The following is a 23,245-nucleotide window of genomic DNA, read 5'->3' on the forward strand; positions in this document are numbered from 1 at the left end:
TGCCCCGCACACCCTCAGGCCCGGCGCGACCTGCTCGGGAAGCGTTAACAGGCCCTAGGCCGCGTCATCTCCCGGAGGCGTCGCAGGCGCGCCGCAGGGAACGGACTTCGCGCAGCGCGCTGCCGCCCTCGGGCAGGGCCCGGTGGATCTCCTCGTCGAGCCCGCGCAACGTGGCCAGCGCCTGCGCACGTCGCGGCCCGTCGCAGCCCAGGGCCGCGACATGGCCGCGGGCCAGCCAGGCCACGTCGCGCGTGGCCGGATCGGTCTGCGTCGGCGCGCCCAGGCGCTCGAGCTGCTGCAGTGCCTGCGCATCGCCATGCCGCGCCTCCAACGCCGCCAGCGCCAGTTCGGCACGCGCCGCGGCGCCATCCCGGCTTCCGGCGTTCGTGGAGACCGCCAGGCGCAGGCGTTCGCGGGCGCGCCCGGTATTGCCGAGCGCGGCGTCGACATCGCCGGCCAGGCGCATCGCATCGCAAGGTTGCGCCTGCGGCGGGGCCTGCCGCGGCAGCTGCAGCGCTTCCTCCAGCAGTGGCTGCGCGGCGACGGAGTCGCCGCTGCCGTGCAGCACCATGGCCTGCTCGCACAGCACGCTTCCGAGCCGCGGGCGATCGCCGTCGTTGCGCCAGATCGCCGCCGCACGGCGCAGGTCGCGCAACGCCTGCGGCGCCTCGCCGCGTTCCCAGGCGATCAAGGCCAGGTGGCGGTAGGTCTGCGCCACGTCGCCGTGATTGGGCCCGAGGCGCGCCACCTGCCAGGCCAGCAGGCCGCGGTATTCGGCGTCGGCTTCGGCGTAGTGCCCCTGTTCGGCGTGGATCGCGGCCAGCTGCCGCCGGCCATCGATGGTGACGTGGTGTTGCGCCCCGTGCAGCGCCACCGCCAGCGATACGGCATGGGCGCACTCGTGTTCGGCCGCCTCCAGTCCACGCTCGTGGCGCTCGAGCGCGCAGACGTCGCGCAGCATCTCGATCGCCAGCGGATGACGCTCGCCGACGCTGTCGCGCAGCTGCGCCAGTGCCGCGCGCAGCTCGCGCAGGGCCTCGACGCGGTTGCCGGCGTCGGCGTGCAGTCCCGCCAGGTCGGCCAGGCTCTCGGCGATGCCGGAGCGGCTGTCGAGCGGACCCTGGCGCAGCGCGAGCGCGCGCCGGAACAGGACGCCGGCAGGTTCGCGCTCGCCCAGCGCGCGATGGCAGCGGCCGAGCTGGGAATAGAATCCGGCGACCTGCAGCGGCAGCCGTCGTTCCTGCCGCCGTGCCAGCGGGTGCAACGGCTGCATGGCGGCGACGCAGTTCCCGGGCCGCTGCAGCTGTCGCAGCACATGGCCGAGATCGCTGGCCGCCTCCAGCCGCAGGCTGGCGGGGGAGCGGTCGAGCGTGGCGAGGAGCGCCGATTGCCTCTGCAACAGTGCCAGCGCCTGCGGGTGATCGCCCAGTCCCGTCCGCAGGCGTGCGATCACGCCGAGCAATTCCGCGCGCGCCAGCGGCTGCCGGGCCAGTTCGATGTCGCCGCGCTCCACGCCCGCGGCCAGCAGCTGGCGCACGTCCAGCGGCGCGCCGTCGGGCAGGCTGCCGGCGTTCTGGAACAGGCCGATGATGAAATCCTGCATCGCCTGTGCACGCGCCGCCTCCTGCAGCGAAAGCCGCGCCTGCCAGGCGACCAGGCCGAGTGCGGTCGACAGCACCGCCGTCACCAGGGCCGCGGTCGACAGCGCCCAGCGGTGCCGGCGCAGGTACTTGCGGAGGCGGTAGGCCATGCGCTGCGGCCGCGCCAGCACCGGTTTGCCGTCCAGGTGGCGTTGCAGGTCCAGGGCCAGCGCCTCGACCGATGGATAACGCTGCTCGTAGCGCTTGGCCAGCGCCTTGAGCACGATGTTGTCGAGGTCGCCGGCGATCGCGCGCGCGCGCCGGCGCAGGGCGGCCGAGTCGGCGGACCCGGCATCGGCGCGACGCAGCAGCAGCGACGACGGTTTGGCCGGATCGGTATCGAGGATCGCCTGTTCCCATTGCGCGTCGCTATGCCGCTCGGGTTCGTACGGCTTGGCGTCGGTCAGCAGCTCGTACAGCACCACGCCGAGGGAGTAGACGTCGGTGACGGTGGTGACCGGTTCGCCGCGGATCTGCTCGGGCGCGGCGTAGTGCAGGGTGAAGGTGCGCACGCCGGTCCGCGTCTGTTCCGGCAGTTCGGCACTGTCGAGCAGCTTGGCGATGCCGAAGTCGAGCAGCCGCACCTCGTCCAGCGGCGTGACCAGGATGTTGGACGGCTTGAGGTCGCGGTGCACGATCAGGTTGGCATGGGCGTGGCTGACCGCGTCGCAGACCTGCAGGAACAGGCGCAGGCGCGAACGCAGGTCGAGCGCGCGCGCGACGCACCAGTCGGTGATCGGCTCGCCGTCGACGTAGTCCAGCGCCAGGTACGGCTGGTTGTCGGCGCTGATCCCGGCGTCGAGCAGTCGCGCGATGTGGGCATGCTCGAGGCGGGCGAGGATCTCGCGCTCGCGGGTGAAGCGCAGCCGCAGGTTGGGATCGGCGAGGCCCGGCCGCAGCAGCTTCAGCGCGACCCGGCGCTGGTAGAGGCCATCGGCGCGGCTGGCCAGCCAGACCTGGCCCATGCCGCCCTCCCCGAGCAGCCGCTCCAGGCGGTAGGGACCGACCTCGCTGCCCGGGCGCGCCCCGGGCAACGGCGCCACCAGCGGCGTCTCGAGGAAGTCCCCGTGCGCCTGCTGCAGCGAGAGCAACTGCTCGAGGTCGGCTGCCAGCTCGGGGTCTTCCTCGCGCGTCGAGGCGAGGCTGGCGGCACGTTCGTCCGGCGTCAGTTCGAGCAGGGCGTCGAGCAGCGGCGACAGTCTGTGCCAGCGTTCCGGGTCCATGGCGTTCTCAGGGAGCCATGTCGTCGTGCAGGCCGCGGCGGCCGCGTCCCGGCCCCTGCCGCCGGGCGGCCCGCATGGTGGTTTCAGGGTGCCGGTTCATCCTGGAGCGCCGCCAGCAGGAACATCCGCGCCTTCTGCCAGTCGCGGCGGATGCTGCGTTCGGAACGCCGCAGCAGATCGGCGATCTCCAGTTCCGACAGGCCGGCGAAATAGCGCAGTTCGACCACCCGTGCCAGGCGGGCGTCGGCCTTGTGCAGCTGGGTCAATGCCGTGTCGAGCCCCAACATCTCCTCGTCCAGGCGCAGCCCGCCGGCGAGGTCCTCGGGCAGGTCGGTCACGCGGTGCTGGTCGCCGCCGCGCTTGCGCGCCAGGCGCTGGCGCGCATAGTCGACCACCACGCTGCGCATGGCCGAGGCGGCGTAGGCGAAGAAGTGCGCGCGGTCCTCGAAGCGTGCGCCGTTGCCGCCGATCAGCTTCAGGTAGGCCTCGTGCACCAGCGCGGTCGCGTCCAGGGTCTGGCCGTACTGGCCGGCCAGCTGGCGTCGCGCCATCGCGTGCAGTTCCTGGTAGAGCGTGGACAGCACCCGATCGAGCGCGCCGCGGTCGCCTTCGCGCGCCGCGTTCAGCCATTGTGTGATGTCGGCGGTGTCCGCCATCGCCTTCCCCCGCGACAGGCGGTCACTATATACCTGCAGTGGCGGCTCCCGGCAGTCCGTGGGAGTGGCCTGTGGGAGCGGACGGTCCGTGCCCGGCCATGTGGTGGGCCGAGGCCCACCCTATGCCGATGTCGGGCGTATGGCCATGCGGTGGATTGACGGGCCGAGGCCCGGGATGCACCGCTATTTTTGGCAGTGGCCGCACCATACGGTGGCGCGCTGGCCGATCGGAGCGTGCCGCAGCGCGCGGCCGCAACGACGGCATGGCGCGCCGCCGCGGCCGTAGGCGGCCAGGTCCTGCTCGAAGTAGCCGGGCGCGCCGTCGGGACTCAGGAAGTCGCGCAGGGTGGTGCCGCCGCGGCCGATCGCGTCCTCCAGGATCGCCTTCACCGCATCGGCGAGCCCGCGGTAGCGCGCGCGCGACACCCGTCCCGCCGGCCGCAGCGGCGAGATGCCGGCCGCGAACAGCGCTTCGGCGGCGTAGATGTTGCCGACGCCGACCACCACCCGCTGGTCCATCAGGAACGATTTCACCGACGCCTTGCGGCCGCGGCTGCGCGCGAACAGCGCATCGCCGTCGAAGGCGTCCGACAGCGGTTCCGGGCCGAGGCCCTGCAGCAGCGGATGCGTCTGGCCGGCCGGCTGCCACAGCAGGCAGCCGAAGCGCCGCGGGTCGTTGAAGCGCAGCACGCGGTTCCCGGCGAGTACGAAATCGACGTGGTCATGCGCCTGTGCCGGCGTGGCGGCCGGCAGCACCCGCAGGTTGCCGGACATGCCCAGGTGCAGCAGCGCGCTGCCGGCATCGGTGTCGAGCAGCAGGTATTTCGCGCGCCGGCGCACCGCTTCGATGCGGCGGCCCGGCAGTTGCGCCGCGATGTCGTCCGGGATCGGCCAGCGCAGGTCGGGGCGGCGCAGCAGCACCGACCGGATCCGGCGTCCTTCCAGGTGCGGGGCGAGGCCGCGCCGGGTGGTCTCGACTTCAGGGAGTTCAGGCATGTCGCGAAAGTGGCGGCATTTCCCGGCCACGGCAAGCGTCAGCTGAACGACGCAGGGCTCCGTACGGTCGCGCAGGGATGGCATTCGCCCATCCCACGCCCCATCATGACCGGACTCACCGCTTTTGATCTCCCCAATGCCCGCTCCCCTGCTCGATTTTCTTGCCGGTGGCCTGCTGCAGTTCGGCTTCTGGCCCCTCGCGTTGCTCTTCCTGGTCGCCACCCAGCTGACGATCCTGTCGGTCACCCTGTACCTGCACCGCAGCCAGGCGCACCGCGGCGTCGATTTCCATCCGCTGCTCGCGCACGTGTTCCGCTTCTGGACCTGGCTGACCACCTCGATGATCACCCGCGAGTGGGTGGCCATCCATCGCAAGCACCACGCCAAGTGCGAGACCGAAGACGATCCGCACAGCCCGCAGTTCAAGGGCATCTCGACGGTGTTCTGGCGCGGCGTGGAGCTGTACCGCGAGGCGCGCGCGCAGCGCGGCGACATCGAGCAGTACGGCAAGGGCTGCCCCGACGACTGGATCGAGCGCCACGTCTACACCCCGCACGCGACCCTCGGGCCGACCCTGCTGCTGTTCGTCATGTTCGCGCTGTTCGGTTTCGCCGGCGTGGCGGTGTGGGCGCTGCAGATGGCGTGGATCCCGTTCTGGGCCGCCGGCGTGGTCAACGGCCTGGGCCACTGGTGGGGCTACCGCAACTTCGAGACCACCGACACCGCGACCAACCTGACCCCGTGGGGCGTATGGATCGGCGGCGAGGAGCTGCACAACAACCATCACGCCTTCCCGAGCTCGGCCAAGTTCGCGTTGCGCCGCTGGGAGTTCGACATCGGCTGGGCGACCATCAAGGGCCTGGAGAAGCTCGGCCTGGCGAAGGTGCTGCGGGTGGCGCCGTCGCTCGACGTGCGACCGAACATCAACGTGCCCGATACCGACACCATGCGCGCGCTGCTGGCGCACCGTTTCCAGGCGATGACCGACTACCAGCGCAAGGTGATCAAGCCGGCGCTGCGCGAGGAGGCACGGGCCGCCGGCGAGAAGCTGCGTGCGCTGCTGCCGCGCAAGCTGCGCAAGGGCCTGGTCGACGACGGCCGCTGGCTCGAGCCGGAAGCGCGCCAGGAGCTGCAGCAGTGGGTCGAGCAGCGTCCGCGGATCCACACCCTGATCGAATACCGCGCGCGCCTGACCGCGCTGCTGGAGGCGCGCAGCCAGGACGCCAGCGAGCGCCTGCGCCAGCTGCAGGCCTGGTGCCACGAGGCCGAGGCCAGCGGCATCCGCGCACTGCAGGAGTACTCGGCGCGGCTGAAGGGCTATTCGCTGCAGACCGCGCGGGCGTGAGCCCGGGCGGGATTCCGCCGCTGCGAGAGATCGACGAGCCCGGCCGGCGACGGCCGGGCTTTTTCGTGTCGGTGCTCGTCGCTTCGGTCGTCGCGGCGGCGGTGCCGACGCTCCGGGCGCAGGTCACCGAAACCGGGGAATACCTCGCGCGCATGGACGGCGACGGCGACGGCCGCGTGTCGCTGGCCGAGTACCTGGACTGGATGAGCTACGCCTTCGACGGGATGGATCGCAACGGCGACGGCGTTCTGACCGCGGACGAGCAGCCGGGAGGCAAGGGCAAGCCGATCAACCGCGCCGAATACCGGGCACGCCTGACCGATCGCTTCAACCGCCAGGATCTCAATCGCGATGGTTTCCTGGATGCCAGGGAACTTGCCGCGCCGCCGCGCTGAGGTACCGGTTCCGCTCGCGGCGACCGCGCGGGGCTTGCCGCGTTCCGGGGGCTGTTGCGGGAGACCCGAAGTCACTCGGGTGCGCTTGGTGGCCTGCCGCCCCAGATCCGGCGACGGCGCGGCCGCGCGATCCCGTCGGAGGGACCAATGTCGGATTGCCCGCCAGTGACCGCATGGGTCAAAGTGCGGTTTCCGACGATCGCGACCCGCCCGCCCCCGATGAACCACAGCCACAGCCACAGCCTTGCAGAGAGGATCCAGGCCAGCGTCGGGGAGCTGTTCGCCCAGTGCCGGGAGTACCTCGGCATCGGCGGCAAGGTCCGTCGCGAGCCGGTCGAGACCCCGGAGGCGTTGCGTGCCTTCCTGTCCTCGCGCGCCAGCTTCATCGCCCAGACCAGCCTCTACGGCTACCTGCGCACCCGCGCCGGGCAGCGCTACCCGCAGCTGTTCGAAAGCGACGAACTCCTGGTCTCCGTCAACATCGCCAAATGGCACATGTGGCTCGCCTGCCTGTCGGACATCGGCGTCTATGCCGGCGGCCTGCTGGCGCAGCGAACCGACCTTCCGGCCGAACGCATCCGCGACCTCATGCTCTCGCTGCTGGACCGGACCCTGGACGAAACCGGAGTGCCCGCCGAGGCGGACGCGGAGTTTCCCGCGCATGCCGGTCGGGTACGCGCGCGCGTCGCGCTCACCCACTGGCATGGCGTGGAGGACGGCGACGGCTGCTTCCACGAGAGCCCGGCAGCGCTGGTGCGCTGGGCACCGGTGGTGAAGAGCTTCATGGCGCTGGACGAGGAGATCGTGCGCAACTCGGTGCGCTACCACTGGCAGGAAGTCCGCCGCGAGCTGCGCCAGTACCTGGACGCCGGGGCGATCGCGCGGTTCGCCGACGGATCGGACTGAGCCGCGGGCGGGCGCGGAGTCGGTGGTGGAGAGCGGGAAACGAGTCGAAACGGGCGGCGCGGCGCAACGTTCCCCACGAGGCCCGGAAGTGCGATCCGGCAGGCCGCGAACACTCGTGCGGGGGATTCGAATGCTGTCTAGCGTCCCAGCAGCAGGTTTCCCAGGTGATACACACCCTGTGCGATCTGCCCCTCCAGCGGGAAGGACAGCATGCCCATCACCGAATAGCCCAGCAGCCAGGGCATCACGTAGAAGCGGGCCATGAAGAAGAACCAGGCGACATAAAGCGGCACCATCGGCTTGATAAGAAAGCCCGGGGTGATGGGCTTGAACAGCCTGAGCAGCGGGTCGGTGACGCGAATGAAGAAGCGGCTGAAGAAGAAATTGCTGTCTTCGCGCAGGAACAGCTGCATGCCGAAGCGGCCGATCAGCGTCCACATGACCATGCCCAGGACGTAGTCGAGCACGATCGCGTAAATGGGTACCCCTGTGACCATCGAAAACTCCGAACCCCGTTGCCCCGGAACGGCGACCTGATCATCTCATGAAGCCCGAGTGCCGGGGCGAGTCGCCTCGTCCCGGCACCGGGTGTCGCTTCCCATCAGCGCGCGGGGATCAACCGGTCTTCTTGCTGGAGATGACGGTGTCGCCGCGCGGGACGCGCACATCGTCCACCATGCGCTGGATCTCCTCGTCCGGAGCCGGGAACATCAGCGTCACCACCACCATGGCGATGAAGCTGGCCGTGAACCCGACGATGCCGAAGCGGATGTCGTCCAAGCCGAGCCAGGGCTGCGACAGGCCGAACCAGGCATCGGGGTTGCGCACCGCCAGCAGGTACCACCAGCCGGTGAACAGGCCCACCACCATGCCGGCGACGGCGCCCTGCCGGTTGGCGCGTTTCCACCACACGCCCAGCACCAGCGGCCAGAACAGCCCCGACATCGCGAAGCAGAACGCCCAGGCCACCGCGCCGAGGATGCCGGTCAGCTTGAGGCTCGCCACCAGCGCACCGACCGCGCCGATGACCAGCAGCAGGATGCGGGAGGTCAGCAGGCGCCTCCGGGTTTCGGCCTTCGGATCGATGATCTTGTAGTACAGGTCGTGCGACAGGGCGTTGGCCATGGCCAGCAGCAGGCCGTCGGCGGTGGACATCGCCGCCGCCAGGCCGCCTGCGGCCACCAGGCCGGAGATGACGTAGGGCAGGCCCGCGAACTCCGGCGTGGCCAGCACGATGATGTCCGGATTCAGGAAGAACTCGTTGATCTGCAGGATGCCGTCGCCGTTGGAGTCGCGGATCGCCAGCAGCCCGATCTCGCCCCAGCGCTGCACCCACTCCAGCGAGGACACCTGCTCGATCGACCGGCCGATGATGGACGTGGCGAGTGTCGGATCGATCAGCGAGAGCTTGCTGAAGGTCGCCAGGGCCGGGGCCGAGAAGTAGAGCAGGAAGATGAAGAACAGCGACCACGCCACCGAGTTGCGCGCCGCACGCACCGTCGGGGTGGTGAAGTAGCGCATCAGGATGTGCGGCAACGAGGCCGTGCCGATCATCATGCAGGCCACCAGGGTGACGAACTTCCAGGCCGCCAGGGCGCCCGCGTTGGGCGTGGCGTGCAGGGTGGTCAGCACCGACAGGCCCTCCACGGACTCGGTCGCGGCCGTGCCCACGCCGATCAGCGGTTCCAGTTCCATGATCCGTTCCACCGCCGGGCCGTACTGGAACTGCGGCAGCCAGCCGAAGCCCTGCACGCCCGACATCCAGACGATCGGGGTCAGGTAGGCGATGATCAGCACGATGTACTGGGCCACCTGGGTCCAGGTCACCGCGCGCATGCCGCCGAGCATCGAGCACACCAGGATACCGGCCAGGCCGATCCACACGCCGGCCTCGAACGGGATCAGCAGGGCGCGCGAGGCGATGGTGCCGCTGGCGGTGATCTGCGCGGTCACGTAGGTGAACGAGGCCACGATCAGCACCACGATGGCGCAGAAGCGGGTCAGCTTGCCGCCGTAGCGGGTGCCGATGAAGTCGGGCACCGTGTAGCAGCCGAACTTGCGCAGGTAGGGTGCCATCAGCGTGGCGACCAGGATGTAGCCGCCGGTCCAGCCCACGATGAAGGCCATGTAGCCATAGCCGGACATGAACACGCCGCCGGCCATCGCCACGAAGGAGGCGCCCGACATCCAGTCGGCCGCCGTGGCCATGCCGTTGAACACCGGCGGCACGCTCCGGCCCGCCACGTAATAGGCATCCACCGCCATGGTGCGCGAGAGGATGCCGATGAACGCGTAGATGGCGACCGTGAAGATCATGAACATGATGCCGATGGCGCCGGGGCCCATGCCCAGCTTTTCCATGAAGGCCATCAGGAGGAAAAAGAGCAGGAACCCGCCGGTATAGATCCCGTAGATCTTCGGCAGGTTCTGCGTGAAGGATTTACCTTCCCATTGCATACCCATTGGTCGGACTCCTCTTATTCCAGTTCTTCGTCTTCGTGGGCGCCGTAGGCGAGGTCGATCCTGTGCTGCTGCCAATTGAAGACGAACAGCTGGATCACGAAGACGATCAGCGAGCCCTGTGCGGCGAAGTAGTAGCCCAGCGGCCAGCCGAAGAAGCTCGCCTCGTTCAACGGCACCGCGAACCAGTGGACCAGGAAGGCGAAAACGAACCAGATGGTCAGATGCAGCGCCATCAGGTTGCGTGTCCGGCGCCAGTGTTCGACTCTGTCGAATGTCATGTGAGGTACCCCCCTCGAGTGGGTCGATCGGTGTTGGATGGCGGGATTAGAAGCTGTACCTGACGTGGGTCTGCAGGCGGTTGATCTCGCCGCGGTCGCCGCTCTCGATCTCGCGCTGGCCCCAGATCAGCTCGGCGCCGACGTCGAGCTTGGGCAGCGGGGTGTAGATCAGGTTGGCGTGCGCCGACTGCGCCGACCGGGTGATGCCGAGCCCGGTCAGGTCGGTGTCGTTGTCGTACTCGGCGCGCGAGTAGAAGATGTTGCCGCGCAGCTTCGGATTGAACACGTGCCGCCAGCCGACGAAGCCGGCCAGCACGCCGATGTTGTCGAGGCTGCCGTCGGCCTCGAGCACCGCGTCGTTGTTGAGCGCCAGGCCGACATAGCGGCCGATGCCGTCGCCGGCGGTGACCATGTAGCGGATGTCGTCGCTGGCGCCGACGTTGAACTTGCCCGAGACGCTGACGCCGAAGCCGGTGCCGGTCTCGCTGATGCCGGCGGCGCCGTCCTGGTATTTCAGCTGCCGCGCCAGGCCGGCGACGCTGAAGTGCCCCCAGTCGCCGGTGGTGTTGTAGCGCGCGGTGACGTCGGGCATGGCGCCGTCGTCGCCGGAGATCTGCGCCATGTTGCCCTGGAACGGCGTGAGCACCGTCTGCGGGTTCTCGATCGAGAACGACCACGGGCCGTTGGTGTAGCGGATCTGCGCCTGGCGCACGAACACGGTGCCCTCGGTGGGGCCGAGGAAGTCGACCGCGTCGGGCAGGGCGGCGGTGTCCTGGAAGTTGGTCCAGGCCTGGCCGGCCAGCCAGTTGTTCCAGGTCACGTAGGCCTGGCGCAGGGTCAGCGCGTAGGTGTTGGTCGAGACCTCGTTGCCGGTGAATGCGGTGCTGCCGCCTCCGAACAGGTCGAACTCCAGGTAGCTGCGCAGCTTGTCGCCGCTGTCCAGATCGGTATCGGAAGCGAACCAGAAGCGCGAGAAGTTGGCGCCGAAATCGGTGTCCGCGCCGCCCTCGGCGGTGGCGCCGCCGCCGACCGGGATCGTCTTGGGCACGTAGAACAGCCGGCCCACCGAGCCGTCGGCGAGATCGCCGTCGTTGGTGCTGGTGACGCTGGCGTCGAGCTTGATGAAGCCGCCGTAGCTGAAGCGGGTCCCCGGATTGCCGGCGCTGTTGATCTGGGTACGCTGGATGCCCGGCTTGCCGTCGGCGGGCGCCGCCGGTGCCTGCGCCTGTGCGGTGCGGACCTCGGTGACCTGCGTCTGCGTCTCGGAGATCTGCGACTGCTGTTGCTGCTGCTGCGACAGCAGGGCCTGGACCTGCGCCTCGAGTTGCGCGATCCGTGCCTCGAGTTCCTGTTCCTTGGCGGTCTGCGCGAACGCGAGACCGGGCGCGGCCAGGGCGGCCAGCAGCGCGACCGCGAGCACCCGCGGCCGCGCCTTCGCTGCGACGTGTCGATTCATGATTCCCCTCCCGAGGACTGGACGCGGGCCGCGAGCAGAGGCCCACTCGTGCCTGAGCCTGCGCGCTGGCGGAGGGGGCGCCAATTCACCATTGGTCGAATGCGCACGCGAAAGTCTTAGACGAAGGTCTAAGGTCCGACCGCAACGGATGCGGCACACTTGTCGTCGAACCGCCGATTCGGGAGCCGCCATGTCCAGCAGCCAGACCCTCTATCCGGTGCCGGAGGGCATCGCCGCCGCCGCCACGATCGGCAAGGACGACTATGCGCGCCTGTATGCCGAATCGCTGCGCGACCCGGACGCGTTCTGGGGCAAGGTCGCCGAACGCCTGCACTGGGCACGCAAGCCCACCCAGGTGCGCGACGTCAGCTTCGACCTGGAGGATTTCCGCATCCGCTGGTACGCCGACGGCGAGCTCAACGCCAGCGTCAACTGCCTCGACCGCCATCTCGAGGCCCGCGGCGACAAGACCGCGCTGATCTGGGAGGCGGACGATCCGGCCGTCGAACCGCAGCACGTCAGCTACCGCGAACTGCACGCCCGCGTCTGCCGCCTGGCCAATGCGCTGCGCAACCTCGGCGTGAAGAAGGGCGACCGCGTCACCTTGTACCTGCCGATGATTGTCGAGGCCACGGTGGCGATGCTGGCCTGCGCCCGCATCGGCGCGATCCACTCGGTGGTGTTCGGCGGCTTCTCGCCCAACTCGATCGCCGACCGCGTCGCCGACTGCGGCAGCAAGCTGATCATCACCGCCGACGAGGGCGTGCGCGGCGGCAAGAAGATCCCGCTCAAGGCCAACGTCGACGCCGCCCTGAAGCTGCCCGGCACCAACAGCGTGGAGACGGTGCTCGTCGTGCGCCATACCGGCGGCGCCGTGGAGATGCAGATGCCGCGCGACCGGTGGTACGACGCCGTGGTCGACGACCAGCCGGCGACCTGCGAGCCCGAGCGCATGAACGCCGAGGATCCGCTGTTCATCCTCTACACCTCCGGCTCGACCGGCAAGCCGAAGGGCGTGCTGCACACGACCGGCGGCTACCTGGTGTTCGCCAGCTACACCCACGCGTGCGCGTTCGACCTCAGGGAGGACGACATCTTCTGGTGCACCGCCGATGTCGGCTGGGTCACCGGGCACAGCTACATCGTCTACGGGCCGCTCGCCAACGGCGCCACCGCGCTGATGTTCGAGGGCGTGCCGAACTACCCGGACAACTCGCGCTTCTGGCAGGTGGTCGACCGCCACCAGGTCACCCTGTTCTACACCGCGCCCACCGCGATCCGCGCGTTGATGCGCGAGGGCGACGCGCCGGTGAAGAAGACCGACCGCTCCTCGCTGCGCATCCTCGGCACCGTCGGCGAACCGATCAATCCCGAGGCCTGGCGCTGGTACTTCGATGTCGTCGGCGACGGCCGCTGCCCGGTGGTCGACACCTGGTGGCAGACCGAGACCGGCGGCCACATGATCACCCCGCTGCCGGGCGCCACCGACCTCAAGCCGGGCTCGGCGACGCTGCCGTTCTTCGGCGTGCGCCCGGCGATCGTCGGCACCGACGGCAAGGTGCTGGAAGGCGAGGCCGAGGGCAACCTGGTGATCCTGGATTCGTGGCCGGGGCAGATGCGCACCGTGTACGGCGACCACCAGCGCTTCATCGACACCTATTTCAAGACCTATCCCGGCACCTACTTCACCGGCGACGGCTGCCGCCGCGACGCCGACGGCTACTACTGGATCACCGGCCGCGTCGACGACGTGATCAACGTCAGCGGCCATCGCATCGGCACCGCCGAGGTCGAGAGCGCGCTGGTCTCGCACCCGAAGGTCGCCGAGGCCGCGGTGGTCGGGTTCCCGCACGACGTCAAGGGCCAGGGGATCTACGCCTACGTCACCCTGGTCGCCGGCGAGCAGGGCGGCGAGGACCTGCGCAAGGAACTGGTCGCGCACGTGCGCAGCGAGATCGGGCCGATCGCCTCGCCCGACCACCTGCAATGGGCGCCGGGCCTGCCGAAGACGCGCTCGGGCAAGATCATGCGCCGGATCCTGCGCAAGATCGCCGAGGACGCGCCCGACCAGCTCGGCGACACCAGCACCCTGGCGGACCCGTCGGTGGTCGAGTCGCTGGTGAAGGACCGGCGGGTACCGTGACCGCTGCGGTTGCTGAGAGCAAATCCCCCCTGCCCCCCTTTTTCAAAGGGGGGAAAAGCAACAGTTGGCGTGTCGATCGTCTGGCTGAGCCGGCAAGTTCCCCGTTTGCACCGATGCCGAACGAAGCACCCCCCCCTTTGAAAAAGGGGGGCAGGGGGGATTTGCTTTTCCCCTCAGCCACGGCCGCCATCGATCGCCCGCCAGATTTCCTCTACCACCGCGTCCGTTTCCCGCAGCACCTGCCGATCGTCGAAGCGCAGCACCTGCAATCCCATTCGCGTCAGCGCAGCATCGCGCTCGGCGTCGGCCCGCAGGCCATCAGCGGCGAAATGCTGCCCGCCGTCGATCTCGACCACCAGCCGAGCCGCCGGCGCATGGAAGTCCACGATGTACGGCCCCAGCGGCTTCTGTCGGTAGAACTGCACCCCCGCGATCTGCCGGCGGCGGACGCGATGCCACAGCCGCTGTTCGGCATCGGTCATCGCGCTGCGCAGCCTGCGTGCATAGGGTTTCAAATGGCGGGCATAGGGCAGCATGGCGGGAGTAAATCCCCCCTGCCCCCCTTTTTCAAAGGGGGGAAAGGCAATGGTTGCGGTAAGCATTCGCCGCGAACTGCCGTAGGCGATCCTTCCGAAACCCCTATATCCGCGGTCCCGACGATACAGCCGCTGCCAGCTCTTCCCCCCTTTGAAAAAGGGGGGCAGGGGGGATTTGCTCTTCACCGCGCAGCCGCACCATGCCTACCCTGCTGATCGCCGACGACCACCCGCTGTTCCGCGAGGCGCTTCGCGGCGTGGTGGCGCGGCTGCTGCCGCAGGCGGTGCTGCGCGAGGCCGACAGCACCGATGCGCTGTACGCGCTGGTCGAGGCCGATCCCGATGCCGACCTGCTGCTGCTCGACCTCAACATGCCCGGCGCGCAGGGCTTCAGCGCGCTGGTGCACCTGCGCGCGCAGCATCCGCAATTGCCGGTGGTGATCGTGTCCGCGCGCGAGGAGGCCGGCGTGATGCGGCGCGCGCTCGATCATGGCGCGATGGGTTTCATCCCGAAGTCGGCCGATGCCAAGACCCTGGCCGAGGCGCTGCGGCACGTGCTCGACGGCGACCGCTGGGCCCCCCCGGCGGCCTATGCGGCGCCGGCGGCCAGCGAGGCCGAGCACGATGTCGCCGCGCGCGTGCGCGAACTCACCCCGCAGCAGTTCCGTGTGTTGCAGATGCTCGGCGTCGGCATGCTCAACAAGCAGATCGGCTACGAGTTGAACGTGTCCGAGGCCACCGTCAAGGCGCACATGAGCGCGATCCTGCGCAAGCTCGGCGCCTCCAACCGCACCCAGGCGGTACTGATCGCGGGCCGGCTGGCGATCGATCCGGCCACGGCCGAGGCGCCGTCGGGGCCGTAGGGCCGGGCCTGCCGGCGGTGACGATCCGCAATCAGCCGCCCTGCGTCGTCGCCGGGCGCTGCTGGGCCGCCAGGAACGCGCGCAGCGAGGCCGGCTTCACCGGCTTGGTCAGCACGCGATAGCCGCGCCGGCGCGCGGCCTGCTTGAGGGCGTCGCTGCCGTCGGCGGTCAGCAGCGCGCCGGGGATATCCGGCGCCAGGACGCGCAGCGCATCGAGCGTGTCCAGGCCGTCGAGGCGGTCGTGCAGGTGGTAGTCCACCAGCAGCACGTCCGGCTGCGCCGCCATTTGCGCCAGCGCTTCGTCGACGGTGGTCGCGCAGAACGGCTCGATCCGCCAGCGTCGCAGCAGCGCCACCATGCCGGCGAGGATGTCCGGGTCGTTGTCGACGCACAGCACGCGCAGGCCGATCAGCGAATCGGCGAGGTCGAGCGGCGGTTTCGGCGCCTCCGCCGGTGCGTTCTCGGCGCGCGGTACGAGGATCGAGAACATGCTGCCGCGGCCGATCCTCGAGCGCGCGTCGAGCCGGTGCTGGAGCAGGCGCGAGACGCGCTGGCAGATCGACAGGCCGAGGCCGAGGCCGCGCTCGTCCCAGTCGAACGGCTGCTGGTAGCGGTGGAACTCGTCGTAGATCTGGCGCATGTGGTGCTCGGGAATGCCGGGGCCGGTATCCCAGACCTGCAGCGCCACCTCGCCGCCGTGCGGACGCGCGGCCAGCACGATGCGTCCCTCGCGGGTGTAGCGCATGGCGTTGGCGAGGAAGTTCTGCAGCACCCGGCGCAGCAGCCGGCGGTCGCTGTGCACCGGCAGCGACTGGGCGTACAGGCGCAGCGAGACCCCGCGCGTGGCGGCCATCGGTGCGTATTGCGCGGCCAGCTGGCGCAGCAGTTCTCCGGCGTCGAAGTCGCTCCACTCCGGCTGCAGCGCGCCGGCGTCCAGGCGCGAGACGTCGAGCAGGCCGTCGAGCAGTTCCTCGGCGGCGCGCAGCGAGGTGTCGACGCGCTCGGCCAGGCGCTGCTGCTCGTCCGACTCGCCGCTCTCGCGCAGCGCCGAGGCGAACAGCCGTGCGGCGTTGAGCGGCTGCAGCACGTCGTGGCTGAGCGCGGCCAGGAAGCGGGTGCGCGACTGCTGCGCGGCCTCGGCCTCGCGGGTGCGCACGGTCACCCGCTGCTCCAGGGTCTCGTTGATCTCGCGCAGCGCGCGCTCCACCCGCTTGTGCTCGGTGACGTCGCTGTAGCTGGTGACGTAGCCGCCGCCGGGCAGCGGCTGGCCGCGCACCTCGATCACCAGGCCGCTGCCGAGGATGCGTTCGGACACGTGCGCCGAGCCGGCGCGCATGTGGCCGATGCGCTTGTCGATCTCGGCCTCGATGCCGTCCTCCGACAGCGCGCCCAGTTCGCCGCGATCGGCGTTGTAGCGGATCAGGTCGGCCACCGGCCGGCCGACGAACAGCATGCCGTCGGGATAGCCGAACAGCTCCTGGTAGCGCCGGTTCCAGGCCACCAGGCGCATGTCGGGATCGACCACGCTCACGCCCTGGTCGATGTTCTCCAGGGTGGTGGAGAGGATCTCGCGGTTGAAGCGCAGTTCCTGCCCGGCCTCGTCCAGCACCGCCACCACCTCGGCCAGGTCCATGCCGGAGCCGCGCAGGGTGCTGGTCAGCACCAGCCGCGCCGAGGCGGCGCCGATCGCCGAGGCCAGCAGGCGTTCGGTGAACTGCACCCAGGCGCGGTCGGCCGGCGTGTGCGGCTGCAGTTCCTGGCCCAGCGCCTGCGCCTGTTCGTCGAAGGCGCGCTGCGCGTTGCGCACGCCGACGATGCGCCGCGCCAGCGCCAGCAGGTCGGCGACGTGCAGGCCGGCGCGCCAGTCGCTGCCGGCCAATGTGCGGCGCGCGGTGTAGGGATTGAGGAAGGGCGCGGCGCGCAGGCGTTCGTCCAGGCTCGGGCGCCAGCGCACCGAGACCAGCAGCAGCGCGCCGGTGTTGAGCAGCAGCGACCAGAACGTGCCGTGGGTCAGCGGGTCCCAGCCTTCCAGGCCGAACAGCTGCCGCGGCCGCAGCCAACCGATCCCGAACAGCCCGTGCTCGACCCATCCCGGCCCGAACCAGCCGGCGTCGGTCAGCGTCGGCAGCAGCAGGGTGTAGGCCCAGACCATGAATCCGATCAGCAGGCCGGCCTCGGCGCCCTGGCGGCTGGCGCCGCGCCAGTACAGGCCGCCGATCAGCGCCGGCGCGAACTGCGCCACCGCCGCGAACGCCATCAGCCCGAACGCCGCCAGCGTGGTCTCGGTGTTGCTGGCGCGGTAGTAGCCGTAGGCCAGCGCGGCGAAGCCGACGATCGCCACGCGCCGGATCCACAGCACGGTCGAGGCGACGTCGCCGCCGTGGCGCTGCGCCCAGCCGCGGCGCAGCAGCAGCGGCATCACCAGGTCGTTGCTGACCATGGTCGCCAGCGCCACGCTGGCCACGATCACCATGCCGGTCGCCGCGGAAAAGCCGCCGATGTAGGCGAACAGCGCCAGCGCATCGCGGTGTTCCGCCAGCGGCAGTGCCAGCACGTAGGTGTCGGCCATCGCCGCGCCGTCGTCGAACAGAGCGATGCCGGCGCTGGCGATCGGCAGCACCATCAGGCAGATCAGCACCAGGTAGGTGCCGAACATCCAGCGCGCGCGGCGGATGTCCGAGACGTCGATGCACTCGACCACGGCGACGTGGAACTGCCGCGGCAAACAGACGATCGCGGTGAACGCCAGCAGCGTCTGGCCGACGAAACCCACCGGCGGCGAGTTCGACAGCAACTCGCGGGTCGCGGGCACCAGGTCCAGCTCGTGGTCGCCGAACCAGAAGATCGCGAACACGCCGACCGCGATCAATGCCATCAGCTTGACCAGCGACTCCAGTGCGATCGCCAGCATCATGCCGGGGCGGTGCTCGGTGGCGTCCACCTGGCGGGTGCCGAACAGGATCGCGAACAGCGCCATCATCAGCGCCGTGTACAGCGCCGGATCGCCCAAGGTGCTGGTGGCGGCCGGGCCGTCGCTCAGCACCTGCAGGCTCAGCGCCACCGCCTTGTACTGCAGCGCCAGGTACGGCACCGCGGCGATCAGCGCGATCAGCGCCACCATCGCCGCCAGCCGCTGCGAGCGGCCGTAGCGGGCGGCGATGAAGTCGGCGATCGAGACCGTGCTCTGCGACTGCGCGATCAGCGCCAGCCGCTCGAGGATGCGCCAGCCGAACAGCAGCAGCAGCAGCGGGCCCAGGTAGATCGGCAGGTAGCCGATGCCGTTGCGCGCGGCGCTGCCGACCGCGCCGTAGAAGGTCCACGACGAGCAGTACACCGCCAGCGCCAGGCTGTAGACCACCGGGCGCAGGCCCGGGCGCTGGGTGTACATGGGGTTGCGGTCGCCCCACCACGCCACCGCGAACAGCAGCGCGGCATAGCCGAGCGAGACCAGCAGCAGTACCCAGTCCGACAGCATTCCGATCCCCGAGCGTCGGCATCAGTGTACGCGGCGCCGGTGCGGCGGTCGCCGCCGGTTCGCTCTCCGCTGTGCGAGCGAACAGGTCGGTCACCGCCGACTGCCCCCGGACCGTCGGAGCGACGAAAGTCGCGACGACCGGATGCCGCGCAGTCGCGACTTCCGTCGCTCTCACAGAGCAATGCGCCACCGATGCCGTCACGAGCTGCTCGTGCGGGCCCGCCCTTGCAGGACGTCCTTGCGGGTCGCCCTTGTGAGAGCGACGGAAGTCGCGACCTGCTTCCGACCGCCGCAGTCGCGGCTGCCCGGGGCGGCAATGCCCCGCCACTGCCACAAGCCACACCGCGGTTCCGCTCCGGAGGCCTTCGGGCGGCGGAAACCTTGGAGGGAACGTATCCAGCCCAGGAAACGAGAATCAACATTATGTGATAATGATTCGCATTTCCTGCCCCGAGACGAATCGCCCCATGCCGTTACCAACAAGAGCGGAGCGCCCGCCGCCCGCCATCCGCCGGCTCCCCGCCTTGCCTGCCGTCCTGCTCGCACCGGTCCTGTGCCTGTCCACCGTCGCCTCCGCGCAGGAAGCCTCGGTCACCGACCTGGACGCGGTGCAGGTCGTCGGCCGCGCGCAGACTCTGTACAAGGTCGAGGACTCCACCACCGCCACCCGCACGCCGACGCCGCTGGAATGGGTGCCGCAGTCGGTGCAGGTGCTGCCGCGCGAGCTGATCGACGACCAGGCCGCGCGCCAGGTCACCGACCTGTACCGCAGCATCAGCGGCCTCAACTTCTTCAGCTACGCCGGCGTCACCCTGCGCGGCTTCCGCCAGGAGAACGTGCTCTACGACGGCCTGCGCGGCGATCCCTACGCCGGCTTCTCGGTGCCGCAGCTGTTCGACATCGAGCGCGTGGAGGTGCTCAAGGGTCCGGCCGGCGCCCTGTACGGCGGCGGCGATCCGGGCGGTGTGATCAACTACATCACCCGCAAGCCGCAGCGCGATCCGCAGACCAGCGTGGAGCTGCGGGTGGGCAACGACGACTTCGTCGCCGGCTCTTTCCAGTCGACCGGCCCGCTGGCCGGCAACGAGCGCCTGCGTTATCGCGTCGGCGTCTACGGCGAGGAGGAGGACCCGTTCCGCTGGAACACCGACAACCGCGTGCGCATGGGCGACGTCGCCGCCGCGCTCGACGTCGGCGCCACCGGCACGCTCACCCTCAAGCTCACCGACATCGCCCAGGACCAGGCCGGTAACCGCCTGCGCGGCGTGCCGGCCGACGACAACGGCAACTTCCTCGCCGACCGCCGCTGGAACCACAACGAGGCCAGCGACTTCCTCGACATGGACGCGCGCATCGCGCTGGCCACCTACGCCGCTTCGCCCACCGACGCGCTCGACGTCGACGTCTCCGCGCGCTGGTTCGAGAACGACGAGCGCCAGCAGTACCACGAGCCCTGGGGCCTGATCGACCGCGACGGCGACGGCACCGCGGAATGGATGACGCGCCAGTTCCGCGACCAGGCGCGCCATGTCGAAGGCTTGGCCGCGAACGCCAACGGCGTCTGGCGCACGCGGGCCGGCGGCCTCGACCACACCGTGCTGTTCGGCGTCGACGGCTATCGCGAGGACAACGACTTCGAGGGCCGCACCGCGCACAGCGACGTCGCCGGCGGCAACGTGCCGGGCGTCGACCTGTTCGCGCCGGTGTACGGGCTGACCTCCGGCGCCGACTACACCTTCGATCCCTGGCGCATCACCCGCAATCGCGGCACCCGCTACGGCGGCTACCTGCAGGACCAGGTCGAACTGACCCAGCGCTGGCAGCTGCTGGCCGGGCTGCGCTGGGACGGCTTCGAGGACGAGGACCGCGTGAACGGCGGCCGCGTGGACGGCCACGACCTCAGCTGGCGCCTGGGCAGCACGTATGCGCTCATCGAGGGCGTCAACGCCTACGCCAACGTCGCCAGCGGCTTCCGGCCGCAGTCCACCGGCAACCAGAATCCCGCGGCCGGCGGCCCGTTCGACCCCGAGCGCAGCCGGCAGTGGGAGCTCGGCCTCAAGACCGCGCTTGCCGGCGGCCGCGTCACCCTCAACTCGGCGCTGTACCGCATCGAGCGCAGCAACGTGCTGCAGGCCACCGGCGAGAGCATCGACGGCGTCAACCAGCTCGCGCCGCTCGGCCTGGTGCGCAGCGAGGGCTTCGAGCTCGACGTGCTGGCCGACGTTACCGCGCGCTGGGTGGTGAGCGCCGCCTACGCCTACAACGACGCCCGCGTGCTCGACGCCGGCGCCAACGGCATCACCAACTCGGTCGGCGACAGGTTCGCCAACGCGCCGCAGAACACCTTCGGCCTGTGGACGCGCTACGAACTGCCGGCGCTGCTGTCCTCGGTCGGCTTCGGCGTCGACTACGTCGACGAGCGGCTGAGCATCGACGGCCAGCGGGTCAAGCCGTATACCGTCTACGACCTCAGCTGGCAGACCGACTGGAACGGCTGGCACTTCCAGGCCAACGTCAAGAACCTGTTCGACAAGGTCTACGCCGCCAGCGGCTTCATCGAGCGCACCGGCCACTTCCCCGGCGAACCCCGCCGCCTCTACCTCCAAGCCCGCTATACCTTTTGATTTCCGGAGGTCGGGGCTGAAGCTCCTCCTACAGAACAGCCGCCACGCGCCTTTGTAGGAGGGGCTTCAGCCCCGACCCCAAGCCGGCCATTCCGGCACAAGCGCAGCCAACGCACCCCCCTTCAAACACTTTTCGAAGGGAATCCTTCTCCAGAAGCACCACCCCGCCCAATGGCCCAGCCGACGCCAGCCTCCACCGACCAACGCAAGCCCCGCGGTCGCCGCCTGTGGTTCGACCTCCACAGCTGGGTCGGCCTCAAGCTGTGCCTGTTCCTGGGCTTCGTCTGCTTCACCGGCACCTTGGCGGTGCTGGCGCACGAGATCGACTGGCTGCTGCACCCGGAGATCCGCGTCGCGCCCGGACCCGAGCGCGCCAGCTGGGGCGCCATGCTCGCCGCCGCGCACAGCGCCCATCCGGACTGGGAGCTCAGCGCCATCGAGGCCCCGGAAGGCAGCCGCTTCGCCGCCCGCGTGCGGGCGCGCACGCCGGAAGGCCGGTTGCGCTTCGTCTGGGTCGATCCGTACCGCGGTCATGTCACCGGCGACACCCACTGGTTCAACGCCCACCGCTTCCTGCGCAACACCCATCGCCACCTGATGCTGCCGGTGCTCTACGGCGTGCCGCTGGTGGCGGCGCTGTCGATCCCGCTCGTCATTACCCTGGTCAGCAGCCTCTACATCTACCGGCACTGGTGGCGCGGCTTCTTCGCCCGTCCGCGCGGCGACCGCCCACGGCGGCTGTGGGGCGACATCCATCGCCTGGCCGGCGTGTGGAGCCTGGGCTTCGTCGCGCTGATGGCGCTCACCGGCGGGTGGTACCTGGTGGAATCGCTCGGCGGCGGTGCCGGGCCGCCGGCAAGACTGCAGGCCGGTAGCGCACAAGACGATGCGAGCCCCGCCAGTGCCGCAGTCGTCGATCGCGCCGTAGCGGAGGCGCATGCGCGCTGGCCGGCGTTCGTGGTGCGCGTCGTCCGCCCCGCCGGCGCCGGCGGCACCCTGCTGCTCGAGGGCGAGGCCGAAGCGGTGCTGGTGCGCCCGCGTGCCAACGCCATGGCCTTCGCCGCCGCCGACGGCACCTGGGCCGGCCGCCGCGACGGCCGCCACATGAGCCTGCACCAGCGCATCTCCGAGATGGCCGACCCGCTGCACTTCGGCAACTTCGCCGGCCTGCCGGTCAAGCTGGTGTGGTTCGTGTTCGGCGTGCTGCTGACCGCGCTGTGCGTGACCGGCGTGTACCTGTACGGCTTGCGCGCGGCCGAGGCCCTGCGCTCGGCGACCCGCCGTGGCCGGATGGCGGCCCCGGCGAGCGACGTCGCCACGGATGGCGCCACCGCGACCGAGGGCAGCTGGCGCTGCGCCTGGCGGGGCATGGGACGCTGGCGCTGGCTGTGGATCGCCCTGCTGCTGGTGTGGCTGGCGCTGCTGCCGCTGGAGGCGTTGAAGTAGGGTGGCGCCGCCGGCTGCGACGAAATGCCGGGCATTGCATCCCGTGGGCCGCACATCGTTGTCGTGCTTGATGTACCGAGCCACTGCTCTCGCAGACCGGCTCAGCCGCCAAGATCATCCTGCAGCACGGCCTCGTAATCTCGTCCGCCGTAGAACACGCCGAGAATGGTCACTGTCTCAGCGCTCGGATCCGCCGCAAACGCAATGACTGCGTTGCGTCGATAGTTGGTGATACGCAATCCGGGCAGCAAGTCGTCCCTTCGAATCCCACGCTCCAGGAAGGTCGACAGACTTTCGCAATAGGCGACGATGGCATCGACATAGCGGACGGCGACGACCGACGAGCCGGCATGCGCGATGTAGTCCTCGATCGCATCGAGCTCATCCAGTGCCTCCGGCGCGAACTGGACGCGCCAGCTCACGCTTTCTTCGCGCCTGTGCGGCCTTTGCGCCGTGTCGCGAGCTGCTCGCGTACCTGGTCTGCCGACAGGGCACGGGCAGGGTCGGCCTTGAGCGCATGGGCGGCCGGCACTACCTGCTCGCGCAGCCAGGCCTCCATGGCGCGGTCACGCGCGAGAAGCGTGCGCAGGCCGTCGCGGATGACCTCGCTTTCAGTGGCGTATTCGCCGGCGGCGACCTTAGCCTTCACGGCGTCCGCCATTTCGTTGGGCAGCGTGATGCTGAATTGCTGAGTCGAGCGCATGGCAAGCTCCAGAAGGAGTAGGATTTAATCCTACTCCCGCCTTCCCCAGACTGCAAAGCTTCCTGAGGGCACCGTCGTCGCCGCCGTTCGACTCAGT

The 23,245-nt window shown here is 69.9% G+C and carries 18 protein-coding genes; 7 read left to right on the forward strand and 11 right to left on the reverse strand.

Features of this window, described 5'->3' with window-relative positions; genetic code table 11:
• Positions 1 to 64: 64 nt before the first annotated feature.
• The 3 genes from AB5T46_RS18815 to mutM form a co-directional block, all read right to left on the reverse strand.
• On the reverse strand, positions 65 to 2,863 hold the full coding sequence (locus tag AB5T46_RS18815; protein WP_370565634.1) for a protein kinase domain-containing protein: 2,799 nt from the start codon (positions 2,861 to 2,863) through the stop codon (positions 65 to 67).
• Between the two features lie 83 nt (positions 2,864 to 2,946).
• Complete coding sequence (locus AB5T46_RS18820; RefSeq protein ID WP_370565635.1) at positions 2,947 to 3,519, reverse strand: ECF-type sigma factor; 573 nt, start codon at positions 3,517 to 3,519, stop codon at positions 2,947 to 2,949.
• A gap of 183 nt (positions 3,520 to 3,702) precedes the next feature.
• The gene (gene mutM, locus AB5T46_RS18825) at positions 3,703 to 4,515 is read right to left on the reverse strand and encodes a bifunctional DNA-formamidopyrimidine glycosylase/DNA-(apurinic or apyrimidinic site) lyase (protein WP_370565636.1); all 813 of its coding nucleotides are present in this window, start codon (positions 4,513 to 4,515) and stop codon (positions 3,703 to 3,705) included.
• Between the two features lie 136 nt (positions 4,516 to 4,651).
• Here mutM and AB5T46_RS18830 point away from each other — a divergent pair, with 136 nt between their 5' ends.
• From AB5T46_RS18830 to AB5T46_RS18840, 3 genes are all read left to right on the forward strand, one after another.
• Positions 4,652 to 5,860, forward strand: a complete 1,209-nt coding sequence (locus AB5T46_RS18830; RefSeq protein ID WP_370565637.1) for a DesA family fatty acid desaturase — start codon at positions 4,652 to 4,654, stop codon at positions 5,858 to 5,860.
• 65 nt (positions 5,861 to 5,925) lie between these two features.
• The gene (locus AB5T46_RS18835) at positions 5,926 to 6,255 is read left to right on the forward strand and encodes an EF-hand domain-containing protein (protein WP_370565638.1); all 330 of its coding nucleotides are present in this window, start codon (positions 5,926 to 5,928) and stop codon (positions 6,253 to 6,255) included.
• Between the two features lie 219 nt (positions 6,256 to 6,474).
• Entirely contained in the window at positions 6,475 to 7,161 is a 687-nt protein-coding gene (locus AB5T46_RS18840) for a hypothetical protein (protein ID WP_370565639.1), read from the forward strand.
• 137 nt (positions 7,162 to 7,298) lie between these two features.
• Here the strand turns inward: AB5T46_RS18840 and AB5T46_RS18845 are convergent, their stop codons facing one another.
• From AB5T46_RS18845 to AB5T46_RS18860, 4 genes are all read right to left on the reverse strand, one after another.
• Entirely contained in the window at positions 7,299 to 7,658 is a 360-nt protein-coding gene (locus tag AB5T46_RS18845; protein WP_370565640.1) for a YggT family protein, read from the reverse strand.
• A 118-nt stretch (positions 7,659 to 7,776) separates the two neighbouring features.
• Positions 7,777 to 9,624, reverse strand: coding sequence for a sodium:solute symporter family protein (locus tag AB5T46_RS18850; protein WP_370565641.1), 1,848 nt, complete (start codon positions 9,622 to 9,624; stop codon positions 7,777 to 7,779).
• Positions 9,625 to 9,638: 14 nt separating this feature from the next.
• On the reverse strand, positions 9,639 to 9,902 hold the full coding sequence (locus tag AB5T46_RS18855) for a DUF4212 domain-containing protein (protein WP_370565642.1): 264 nt from the start codon (positions 9,900 to 9,902) through the stop codon (positions 9,639 to 9,641).
• 46 nt (positions 9,903 to 9,948) lie between these two features.
• Complete coding sequence (locus AB5T46_RS18860; protein WP_370565643.1) at positions 9,949 to 11,358, reverse strand: DcaP family trimeric outer membrane transporter; 1,410 nt, start codon at positions 11,356 to 11,358, stop codon at positions 9,949 to 9,951.
• A 190-nt stretch (positions 11,359 to 11,548) separates the two neighbouring features.
• On the opposite strand from AB5T46_RS18860, the gene acs reads away from it, so the two are divergent.
• Positions 11,549 to 13,501 carry an acetate--CoA ligase gene (gene acs / locus AB5T46_RS18865; protein WP_370565644.1) on the forward strand — a complete coding sequence of 651 codons (1,953 nt, stop codon included), beginning with the start codon at positions 11,549 to 11,551 and terminating at the stop codon, positions 13,499 to 13,501.
• Positions 13,502 to 13,674: 173 nt separating this feature from the next.
• Here acs and AB5T46_RS18870 read toward each other — a convergent pair whose 3' ends face one another.
• Positions 13,675 to 14,103 carry an endonuclease domain-containing protein gene (locus tag AB5T46_RS18870; RefSeq protein WP_370565645.1) on the reverse strand — a complete coding sequence of 143 codons (429 nt, stop codon included), beginning with the start codon at positions 14,101 to 14,103 and terminating at the stop codon, positions 13,675 to 13,677.
• Between the two features lie 134 nt (positions 14,104 to 14,237).
• Here AB5T46_RS18870 and AB5T46_RS18875 point away from each other — a divergent pair, with 134 nt between their 5' ends.
• Complete coding sequence (locus AB5T46_RS18875) at positions 14,238 to 14,900, forward strand: response regulator (protein WP_370565646.1); 663 nt, start codon at positions 14,238 to 14,240, stop codon at positions 14,898 to 14,900.
• Between the two features lie 31 nt (positions 14,901 to 14,931).
• Here the strand turns inward: AB5T46_RS18875 and AB5T46_RS18880 are convergent, their stop codons facing one another.
• Positions 14,932 to 18,375: a hybrid sensor histidine kinase/response regulator gene (locus AB5T46_RS18880; protein ID WP_370565647.1), complete on the reverse strand. Its 3,444-nt coding sequence runs from the start codon at positions 18,373 to 18,375 to the stop codon at positions 14,932 to 14,934.
• 467 nt (positions 18,376 to 18,842) lie between these two features.
• On the opposite strand from AB5T46_RS18880, the gene AB5T46_RS18885 reads away from it, so the two are divergent.
• Together AB5T46_RS18885 and AB5T46_RS18890 are read left to right on the forward strand one after the other, a co-directional pair.
• Complete coding sequence (locus AB5T46_RS18885; RefSeq protein WP_370565648.1) at positions 18,843 to 20,999, forward strand: TonB-dependent siderophore receptor; 2,157 nt, start codon at positions 18,843 to 18,845, stop codon at positions 20,997 to 20,999.
• A gap of 171 nt (positions 21,000 to 21,170) precedes the next feature.
• A complete protein-coding gene (locus tag AB5T46_RS18890; RefSeq protein WP_370565649.1) occupies positions 21,171 to 22,445 on the forward strand; it encodes a PepSY-associated TM helix domain-containing protein in 1,275 nt (424 codons plus the stop codon).
• Between the two features lie 101 nt (positions 22,446 to 22,546).
• Here AB5T46_RS18890 and AB5T46_RS18895 read toward each other — a convergent pair whose 3' ends face one another.
• Positions 22,547 to 22,867: a type II toxin-antitoxin system RelE/ParE family toxin gene (locus AB5T46_RS18895; RefSeq protein WP_370565650.1), complete on the reverse strand. Its 321-nt coding sequence runs from the start codon at positions 22,865 to 22,867 to the stop codon at positions 22,547 to 22,549.
• Complete coding sequence (locus AB5T46_RS18900) at positions 22,864 to 23,148, reverse strand: ribbon-helix-helix domain-containing protein (RefSeq protein ID WP_370565651.1); 285 nt, start codon at positions 23,146 to 23,148, stop codon at positions 22,864 to 22,866. The genes AB5T46_RS18895 and AB5T46_RS18900 overlap by 4 nt, the downstream gene beginning before the upstream one ends.
• Positions 23,149 to 23,245 lie beyond the last annotated feature (97 nt).

Source organism: Luteimonas salinilitoris (assembly GCF_041300785.1).
GTDB lineage: Bacteria > Pseudomonadota > Gammaproteobacteria > Xanthomonadales > Xanthomonadaceae > Luteimonas > Luteimonas salinilitoris.